Annotated in this window: 11 protein-coding genes; 4 read left to right on the forward strand and 7 right to left on the reverse strand. The window is 69.5% G+C overall.

Annotation, left to right across the window (positions count from 1 at the left end; genetic code table 11):
- The 4 genes from AAC997_RS18295 to AAC997_RS18310 all read right to left on the reverse strand — a co-directional run.
- On the reverse strand, positions 1–1,173 hold a 1,173-nt coding region (locus tag AAC997_RS18295), incomplete at its 3' end, for an AAA family ATPase (RefSeq protein ID WP_340647139.1).
- A gap of 18 nt (positions 1,174–1,191) precedes the next feature.
- Entirely contained in the window at positions 1,192–1,809 is a 618-nt protein-coding gene (locus AAC997_RS18300; RefSeq protein WP_340647140.1) for a DsbA family protein, read from the reverse strand.
- Positions 1,810–1,986: 177 nt separating this feature from the next.
- Complete coding sequence (locus tag AAC997_RS18305; RefSeq protein ID WP_340647141.1) at positions 1,987–2,538, reverse strand: DciA family protein; 552 nt, start codon at positions 2,536–2,538, stop codon at positions 1,987–1,989.
- 60 nt (positions 2,539–2,598) lie between these two features.
- Positions 2,599–3,105, reverse strand: coding sequence for a ricin-type beta-trefoil lectin domain protein (locus AAC997_RS18310; RefSeq protein ID WP_340647142.1), 507 nt, complete (start codon positions 3,103–3,105; stop codon positions 2,599–2,601).
- A 134-nt stretch (positions 3,106–3,239) separates the two neighbouring features.
- Here AAC997_RS18310 and AAC997_RS18315 point away from each other — a divergent pair, with 134 nt between their 5' ends.
- From AAC997_RS18315 to mutY, 4 genes are all read left to right on the forward strand, one after another.
- The gene (locus tag AAC997_RS18315; RefSeq protein WP_340647143.1) at positions 3,240–4,511 is read left to right on the forward strand and encodes an MFS transporter; all 1,272 of its coding nucleotides are present in this window, start codon (positions 3,240–3,242) and stop codon (positions 4,509–4,511) included.
- 65 nt (positions 4,512–4,576) lie between these two features.
- Positions 4,577–4,858: a type II toxin-antitoxin system RelE/ParE family toxin gene (locus AAC997_RS18320; RefSeq protein ID WP_340647144.1), complete on the forward strand. Its 282-nt coding sequence runs from the start codon at positions 4,577–4,579 to the stop codon at positions 4,856–4,858.
- 23 nt (positions 4,859–4,881) lie between these two features.
- Positions 4,882–5,193, forward strand: coding sequence for a HigA family addiction module antitoxin (locus AAC997_RS18325; protein ID WP_340647145.1), 312 nt, complete (start codon positions 4,882–4,884; stop codon positions 5,191–5,193).
- A complete protein-coding gene (gene mutY / locus AAC997_RS18330; protein WP_340647149.1) occupies positions 5,193–6,254 on the forward strand; it encodes an A/G-specific adenine glycosylase in 1,062 nt (353 codons plus the stop codon). The genes AAC997_RS18325 and mutY overlap by 1 nt, the downstream gene beginning before the upstream one ends.
- Here the strand turns inward: mutY and AAC997_RS18335 are convergent.
- The 3 genes from AAC997_RS18335 to AAC997_RS18345 all read right to left on the reverse strand — a co-directional run.
- Complete coding sequence (locus tag AAC997_RS18335; RefSeq protein WP_340647146.1) at positions 6,251–7,447, reverse strand: MFS transporter; 1,197 nt, start codon at positions 7,445–7,447, stop codon at positions 6,251–6,253. The genes mutY and AAC997_RS18335 overlap by 4 nt on opposite strands.
- On the reverse strand, positions 7,444–7,863 hold the full coding sequence (locus tag AAC997_RS18340; protein WP_340647147.1) for a MarR family winged helix-turn-helix transcriptional regulator: 420 nt from the start codon (positions 7,861–7,863) through the stop codon (positions 7,444–7,446). Before AAC997_RS18340 ends, AAC997_RS18335 begins: the two co-directional genes overlap by 4 nt.
- A gap of 74 nt (positions 7,864–7,937) precedes the next feature.
- Positions 7,938–8,573, reverse strand: a 636-nt coding sequence (locus AAC997_RS18345; RefSeq protein ID WP_340647148.1) for a site-specific DNA-methyltransferase, incomplete at its 5' end; no start/stop codon positions are given.

The raw sequence follows: 8,573 nt of genomic DNA on the forward strand, positions 1-8,573 counted from the left end.
GGCCTGGGCGGCCAGGGCCTCGACGGCGGCGTCGGCCTCCACGCGGGCGGCCTCGGCGGCCCTGGCGGCGGCCTCCAGTTCCGGGGCGCGTTCGGGGGCGGCGGCGATGGCGGTCTCCAGGGCCTCCAGGTCCCCGGCCATCCGGCTGAGCGCGAGCTGGGCGTCCTCCACCATCTGGGTCTCGCGGGCGCGGTCGGCGTCGATGCGCGAGACATCGCCGGTCAGGCGCTCCACCTCGGCGGCCAGGGCCTCGCCCTCCCGCTCCAGCCGGTCCTTGTCGATGGCCAGGCGGTGCAGGACGGCGGCGGCGATGGTCTCGGCCTCCCGCAGCGGCTTGATCTGTTCCTCGGCGGCGGCGGCGCGGGTGGTGGCGCCGGCGGCCTCGCGGGCGGTTTCCTCGACGGCGCGGATCGCCTCGGCGGCCTCGGTCTGCAGCCGCTCGGCGGCCCCGCGCGCCTCGTTCCAGCGCGCATAGAGCACGGCGCCCTGCAGGGCGCGGATTTCCGCCGACATCTTCTTGTAGCGGTCGGCCTGACGCGCCTCGCGCCGCAGACGGTTGAGCGCGCTCTCCAACTCCTTGGCGACGTCCTCCAGCCGGGTGAGGTTGGTCTCCGCCGCCCGCAGGCGCAGCTCCGCCTCATGGCGCCGCGTGTGCAGGCCCGAGACCCCGGCGGCCTCCTCCAGGATCATCCGCCGGTTCTGCGGCTTGGCGGCGATCAGTTCGGAGATCTGTCCCTGGCGCACCAGGGCCGGCGAATTCGAGCCCGTCGACGCATCGGCGAACAGCAGTTGCACGTCGCGGGCGCGAACCTCGCGGCCGTTGATCCGGTAGGTGGAGCCGTCTCCCTTGTCGATGCGGCGCACCACCTCCAGGACCGGGTGGTCGTTGAAGGCGGCGGGGGCGCGCCGGTCGGTGTTGTCGATGGTCAGCGTCACCTCGGCGTGGTTGCGCGAGGCGCGCCCGCCCGAGCCGGCGAAGATCACGTCGTCCATCCCGCCGGCTCGCATGGCCTTGGCGGAATTGGCCCCCATCACCCAGCGCAGGGCTTCCAGCAGGTTCGACTTGCCGCAGCCATTGGGCCCCACGATGCCCGTGACTCCGGGCTCGATGCGGAACTCGGTCGCATCGACGAAGGACTTGAAGCCCGAAAGGCGAAGCCGCTGGAAGTGCACTTTTGTGCGGGGCCCTTCCTACTTCTTGGCTTCGGCGGCGGCGATGGCGGCGTCGAACTCGGCCAGGGTGGCTTCGCCCTCCTTGAACTTCACGCCGTTGATCATGAAGGTCGGGGTCGCGCTGATCTTCTCTTCCTTGGCGGCCTTCTCGACCCGGGCGTTCAGGGCCTTCAGGGCCGCCTCATCGGTGATGCAGGCGTTGAACTGCTGCTCGGTCATGCCCGAGGACTGGGCCACGCGCAGCAGGATGCCGCGCATGTCGCCGGTGGTGAACATTTCTTCCTGGGCGTGGAAGACGGCGTCGAGGACGCTGAAATACTTGTCCTTGCCGGCGCAGCGGGCGGTGAGGAAGGCCGCGGCGGCCACTTCCACCGGCGGGGTCAGGAATTCCTTGAAGGTGTAGTGGACCTTGCCGGTGTCGATATATTTCGCCTTCACGGCCGGGAAGACGTTGTTGTTGAAGGTCGCGCAGTGGGTGCAGGAGGCCGAGGCGTACTCGGTGATCTTGATCGGCGCCTTGGGATCGCCCAGCGTCATGTCGTCGGCGTTGGTCGCGCCGCCGCCCTTGGAACAACCCGCCAGGGCCAGCAGGCCCACGGCGGCGACAACGAGGAGGCGACGGCTGAAGTTCGGCATTGGACCCTCTGCGGAATTCCGAATGAAAGATTAAAGCGCGATTCCCCTAGAGCCTTTCAGGATCAGATGGAATTATCTGATCCGTTCAAAAAGGCTCTAAACTCAAAAGACTAGAGCGCGTCAAACGGGTTAGCCGGCTTCCACCTAACCCTAGCGCGCTCCAGGCCGGGGGCAAAGTCAACGGGTGCGGCGATCGCGCAGCACGCCCCGACCCAAGCTCAGCAATGCGGCCTTCAGAGGGCCGTCAGGCTCGGCGGCCAGGCTGGCGGCCAGCTCGGCTTCCTTGGCGGCGTCCAGCGGGGGCAGGGGACGGCGCACGGCCTTGACCGTCTCGGGGTTCACATTGCGCAGCGGCCCCTGCACGATCCGCAGCTTGTTCACCGCCCCGGCGCCCAGGAACAGGTTCACCCGCGCCACGATCTCCGGCGCCTGGTGCTGGATCAGGGCCGCGGCCGCACCGGCCACCCGGATCTCCAGGGCCGCCGGCTCCCCGGCTTTCACCTTCGACAGCTTCACCGGCTCGGTGCGCTTGGCGATCTGCTCGCCGACGATCTCTTTCCAGCGCGCCTGCAGGGCTCCGGGCCCTTGGCCGAACCGGGCGTCCAGGTCCTTGAGCAGCTTGGACAGGCCCCGCCCCGCCGCCGGCGGCGGCCGGCGCTGCGGCCGCGTCCGCTTCCGCGACAGGATGAAGGCCGCCTCCGCGGGGGTGGGCAGGGGACGCTTGGGCATGAGCCGGAGCTTACAGCCCTTTTCCGCCCCTGCGTAGCGCGGTCGGGTCGTCAGCCGCCCTCAGCGGACGGGGGCGACCGTCCAGCGTTCGCTGACCGCGCCCACGCACGGTGAACTGACGACGCGCGATCCCTTGGCATGACTGGCGCCTTCGACGCTGGCGCAGTCGCCAGCGCGCGAGGCCTGCAAGCGGTCGCGATGAACGCTCCAGGATTGGCCGTCCACATCCGGACGGCAAGAGGCCAGCCGCAACTGCTGGCCCTTGCGGGCGGGCGCCTCCACGCAGAGATCGCCCCTGGGGCTGTCGGCGATCAGCATCACGCCGCCGTCTGGCATGGGCCGCATGTGGAACCGGTTGCTGCGGGCGCCGCGCTGGCAGGGCGAGGCGATGAGCGGCGCCCCGACCCGTAGGCCGTCGCCGTTCACCTTCAGGCACATCCGGCTCAGCTGACTGACGATCCCATAAGGACCGCTTTGCGAAGCCACGGCCTCATTCTCCCCCTGAGCGAAGGCCGGCGAGACGCTCGCGCCGAGGGCGATGGCGAGTAGGGCGGTGCGGATCGACAATGGCTTAGCCTCCAGGCGAAGCTTCACCATAAACACACGGCTGGGATGTGATCCAGGTGGGATGGCGCGGCGCCGCGCCTTGACGCCCTCGCCCTCAGGTTCCAATCACCACCGCGACAGCCGGGGAGTTCACCATGTCCGACACCAAGCCAGCGGCCTCGCACCGCCGCATCCTGGCCGCCAGCCTGGTGGGCACCGCCGTCGAGTTCTACGACTTCTACATCTACGCCACCGCCGCCTCCCTGGTGTTCGGCAAGCTGTTCTTCCCGGTGGCCTCGGCCTCGGCTCAGCTGATGAGCGCCTACGCCACCTTCGCGCTGGCCTTTTTCGCCCGGCCCCTGGGCGCGGCGGTGTTCGGCCATTTCGGCGACCGGCTGGGCCGCAAGTCGACGCTCGTGGCCTCGCTGATGTTGATGGGAGGTTCCACGCTGGCCATCGCCTTCCTGCCCACCTACGCCCAGGCCGGCTGGATCGCGCCCTTCCTGCTGTGCGTGCTGCGCTTCGGCCAGGGCTTCGGCCTCGGCGGCGAGTGGGGCGGGGCGGCCCTGCTGGCGGTGGAGAACGCGCCGCCCGGCTGGCGCGCCCGCTTCGGCATGTTCCCGCAACTCGGCGCCCCGGTGGGCTTTATCGCCGCCAATGGCCTCTTCCTGCTGCTGGGCGTGCTGCTGACGCCCGAGCAGTTCCTGGCCTGGGGCTGGCGCATCCCCTTCCTGCTCAGCATCGTCCTGGTGGGCGTCGGCCTCTGGGTCCGCCTGAAGCTCACCGAGACCCCCGCCTTCGCGCAGGCCATGAAGGAGGCGCCGCCCGCCAAGGCGCCGCTCGGCGAGCTGTTGAAAACCTATCCGCTCCAGACCCTGGCCGGCACCTTCGCCGTGGTCTGCTGCTTCGCCATCTTCTACCTGACCACCGCCTTCGCCCTCGGCTACGGGACCACCAAGCTGGGCTATAGCCGCGAGACCTTCCTGGGCGTGCAGCTGGGGGCCATCGGCTTCATGGCTGCGGGCATCATCGCCGCCGGCTACTGGGCCGACGCCACCAGCCCGCGCCGGGTGCTGATGGCCGGCTGCATCGCCACAGTGGCGCTGGGCTTCCTGCTGCCGGTGATGATGGGCGCGGGCTCGCTCTGGCTGATCTGGGGCTTCCTGTCCCTGGCCCTGGTCATGATGGGCCTGGTCTATGGTCCGCTCGGCGCCTTCCTGCCTGGCCTGTTCCCGGCCCGGGTGCGCTACACCGGCGCCTCCGTGGCCTTCAACATCGGCGGCATCCTCGGCGGCGGCCTCGCCCCCATGATCGCCCAGGCCCTGGCCGACCATGGCGGGCTGGTCCCGGTCGGCTACTACCTCAGCGGCGCGGCCCTCATCAGCCTGACCGCCCTGTTCTTCCTCAAGCGCCAGGTAGAGGCGTAGCGTAAGGCACTACAAGTCTTGCGTCGTGTAGCGTCTCGCACTACATTTCATAGCGGGAGGCTCAGATGATTCAGAGCTGGAAGGGCAAGCACGCGGAAGCGGTCTTTTCCGGAAAGGCTCCGAAGGGTTTTCCCGGTGACCTGATCAAGGCGGCTCGCCGCCGGCTTCAGGCTATCGATGCGGCGATGAGCGTTGAGGATTTGCGAACCCCGCCCGGCAATCGGCTCCATCAGCTGACGGCCGACCGCGATGGCCAGTGGTCGATCAGCATCAACGATCAGTTCCGGGTCTGCTTTGTCTGGGGAGCAAAGGGGCCGGAGAATGTCGAGATCGTCGACTATCATTGAGGGCTCTGCCCACCGGAGGTGAAATGCGCGACTACACGACCTTTTCCGAGCCGCTAGCCCATCCCGGCGAGCATCTACGCGAGGACTATTTGCCGGCTTTCAAGCTTTCGGCGGGCGCCTTGGCCAAGGCCATGGGCCTGAAGGACCGCAGCCGGATTGAGCAGCTGGTGCGTGAGCAGCGCGCGATCACCTCCGACACCGCTCTGCGGCTGGGGAAGGTTTTCGGCACCTCGGCGGAGTACTGGATGAACCTCCAGGCCCAGCACGACCTGTCACGGGACGCCATCGCCTCGCGCGAAGCCCTTGCCAATATCAAGCCCCTGGCGGCCGCCTGATCGCCCGCCCGTCCGCTGATCCCCAGGCCCTCCGCGCCGAGCTGCTGGCCTGGTACGACGGCCAGGCGCGCGAGCTCGCCTGGCGGGTGGGGCCTGCCGACGGCCGCGCCGGCCTGCGCCAGGACCCCTACCGGGTCTGGCTGTCGGAGGTGATGCTGCAGCAGACCACTGTCCCGCACGCCACGCCCTATTTCCTGAAGTTCACCGCCCGCTGGCCGACCGTCACGGCCTTGGCCGATGAGGACGACGGCGAGGTGATGGCCGCCTGGGCGGGGCTCGGCTACTACGCCCGCGCCCGCAACCTGCTGGCCTGCGCCCGCGCCGTGGCGAGGGACCATGGCGGGGTCTTTCCCGACACCGAGGCGGGGCTGCGCGGCCTGCCGGGCCTTGGCCCCTATACCGCCGCCGCCGTGGCCGCCATCGCCTTCGACCGCCCGACCAATGTGGTGGACGGCAATGTCGAGCGGGTGATGTCGCGGCTGTTCGCAGTCGAGACCCCGCTGCCCGACGCCAAGCCCGAGCTTAAGCGGCTGGCCCAGACCCTGGTCCGCGACGACCGCCCCGGCGACTGGGCCCAGGCCCTGATGGACCTCGGCGCCACCGTCTGCAAACCACGGTCACCGTTGTGCACATGTTGTCCAATGTCGGCCGACTGCGCGGCGCTCGCTGCCGGCGCCCCGGAATCCTTTCCCCGTAAGGCTCCCAAGGCCCTGCGACCCCACCGATACGGGGTGGCCTATGTCCTCACACACGACGACATGTTGGCCTTCGTTCGTCGGCCGCCAAAAGGCCTGCTCGGCGGCATGCTGGCCCTGCCCACCACCGACTGGCGCGGCGCCCCCTATGCCGAGGTCGAAGCCCTGGCGCTGGCTCCGGCGACTGCCGCCTGGCGCCATGTCGGCGAGGTGGAGCACGGCTTCACCCACTTCACCCTGACCCTGCAGGTCTACCGGGCCGAGGCCCAGGCCGACGCGGTCATCTGGCGCCCCCGCCGGGACATCGACGGCCTGCCCAGTGTCTTCCTCAAGGCCGCCCGCGCAGGGCTTGGAAACCTGCTCTAGAGCTTCGCGGCTTCGGACTTGGCGTCCTCGATCTTCGCGGCGCGGGGGAACAGGAAGGTCAGGGTGATCAGCGCCGTCAGCGACATGGCCAGGGCCGCGGCCGGGATGGCCGGCACGCCATAGGTCGCCAGCGCAGCCCCACCCACCGTGGACCCCAGGGCCTGGCCCACCGAGATCACCGAACCGTTCAGGGCCAGCGCCACAGGCGCGCCGCCGGTCGCCTGGATCAGGCTCGATTGGATCACCGGGGTGATCGAGAACAGCGCCGTGGCCGCCAGGAAGATGCCCAGCGCCACCAGGGTCGCGCTCGGCCAGCCGGCGGGCAGGACCTGATGGGTGGCTGCGAAATGCACGCTCATGGCGACCGCCTGGAGGATGAAGCCCTGCAGGATCCACGAGCGGCCCGCATTGCGGTCGGCGGCCCGCGCCCCCAGCCAAAGCCCCGCGATGGAGCCCACCCCGATCATCGCCTGGAAGGCGCTGACCCCGGCTCCGGTGACGCCCGCGCCCACCCGCACGATGGGGGCGATGTAGAGGTTCAGGGTCATGTTGGCGGCGAAGGTCAGGAAGGTGGTCAGGTAGAGTGGCCAGATGACCGGCAGCAGGGTCTTCACCGTGTCGCCGCCGCCCTCGCGCTTGGGGGGCGCCGGGACCTTGGGCAGGAAGAAGATCACCGCCACCAGGGCCAGCAGCGACAGGCCCGCCGCGAACAGGAAGGTGGCCCGCCAGTCGAAGGCCGCGCCGATGATGCTGCCGATGGGGATGCCGACGACGAAGGCCAGGGTCATGCCGCCCGAGACCATGGCCAGGGCCGAGCCCCGGCGTTCGGGGGGCACCAGCGAGGCGGCGGCCACGCTGGCGGCGGGGCCCGACATCGCGCCGGCAAGCCCCGCCAGGGCCCGCAGGACCATCAGGACTTCGAAGTTGGGGGTCACCGCGCAGGCCAGGTGGAGGGCCGCGCCCAGGCTCAGGCCGATGATCACCATGATCTTGCGGTCGACCCGGTTGAACAGCCAGGCGGCCACCGGCCCCAGCACCGCCGAGGTCAGCACGAACACCGTCTGAAGCTGCCCCGCGACGGCGGTGGTGACGCCCAGGTCGGCGGCGAGGGTCTCCAGCAGGCCGGCGAAGATGAAGGCGCCCGACCCGAAGGCGAAGGTCACCAGGGTCAGGACATAGATACGCGGATTCATAGTCGCTCGATCGCCTCGTCCAACGCCTGGTTCAGTCGGGTCACCGTGTCGGGGCCCAGGGCGAGCTTCACCTCGTCCTGGGCCTGACGCCAGCCCGTGCGGGCGGCTTTATGCAGGGCCTTGCCCTTGGCCGTCGCCCGCAGTCGCTTGGCGCGGCGGTCGGTCGGGTCGGGCTCATAGGCCACTAAACCCTGTCGAATCAATGGATTGATCCCGCGTGACAGGGTCGACGGGTCCATCGCCAGTCGCTCGGCCATCTCCGCCAGCCGCGCGCCCTTCATCTGGGCGATGGCGCCCAGCATGCCGAACTGTCCGGTGGTCAGGCCCCAGGGCGACAGGGCCGCGTCATAGACCTGACTGGCCAGCCGCGCGGCCTTGCGCAGGCGCGACGCGGTGCAGAGGTCGGGCGAATCCATGCAATTACAATGATTGCAATTACAGGTAACTCAACCCGTTTCTTCCATCCGCGACGGCCGACATGTGCGGCGGGCTAGGCGGCCAGTTGCGCCAGCGAGCTACGCATCTTCATCCGCAGGACGTCGATGGGCGCCAGGCCCTTGTCGGTCTTGAAGTGCCAGTAGGTCCAGCCGTTGCAGGCCGGCGCCGACTGGATCATGGCGCCCACCTTGTGGATGGAGCCGGCCATGTCGCCGATCACCAGGCTGCCGTCGGCGCGAACCCGGGCCGAGCGTTCGCCCTTGGAGCAATAGAGCATGTCGCCGGGGCGCAGCATGCCGCTCTCGACGATCTGGCCGAAGGGGATGCGGGGCTCGGAGCGCTTGGACCCCATGGTCTCCAGGTCGGCCTCGGTCAGCGGGACCACCTTGCTGATCCGCTCGCGGGCCAGGGTCGCGTACTGCTCCTCGCGCTCCAGACCGATGAACTTGCGGCCCAGTTGCTTGGCCGCCGCGCCCGTGGTGCCGGTGCCGAAGAAGGGATCGAGGATGATGTCGCCCGGCTTGGTGGAGGCCAGGATCACGCGGCGCAGCAGGGCCTCGGGCTTCTGGGTCGGGTGGGCCTTGACCCCGTTCTCGTCCTTCAGGCGCTCGTCGCCGGTGCACAGCGGGAAGGTCCAGTCGGACCGCATCTGCAGGTCGTCATTGGCCATCTTCATGGCGTCGTAGTT

Source organism: Phenylobacterium sp. (assembly GCF_037968635.1).
GTDB lineage: Bacteria > Pseudomonadota > Alphaproteobacteria > Caulobacterales > Caulobacteraceae > Phenylobacterium.

What these genes read in the sequence shown, in the direction of transcription:
- AAC997_RS18300 (WP_340647140.1), bottom strand. Translation starts at nt 1,809, where the DNA reads ATGCCGAACTTCAGCCGTCGCCTCCTCGTTGTCGCCGCCGTGGGCCTG.
- AAC997_RS18305 (WP_340647141.1), bottom strand. Translation starts at nt 2,538, where the DNA reads ATGCCCAAGCGTCCCCTGCCCACCCCCGCGGAGGCGGCCTTCATCCTG.
- AAC997_RS18315 (WP_340647143.1), top strand. Translation starts at nt 3,240, where the DNA reads ATGTCCGACACCAAGCCAGCGGCCTCGCACCGCCGCATCCTGGCCGCC.
- AAC997_RS18320 (WP_340647144.1), top strand. Translation starts at nt 4,577, where the DNA reads ATGATTCAGAGCTGGAAGGGCAAGCACGCGGAAGCGGTCTTTTCCGGA.
- AAC997_RS18325 (WP_340647145.1), top strand. Translation starts at nt 4,882, where the DNA reads ATGCGCGACTACACGACCTTTTCCGAGCCGCTAGCCCATCCCGGCGAG.
- AAC997_RS18335 (WP_340647146.1), bottom strand. Translation starts at nt 7,447, where the DNA reads ATGAATCCGCGTATCTATGTCCTGACCCTGGTGACCTTCGCCTTCGGG.
- AAC997_RS18340 (WP_340647147.1), bottom strand. Translation starts at nt 7,863, where the DNA reads ATGGATTCGCCCGACCTCTGCACCGCGTCGCGCCTGCGCAAGGCCGCG.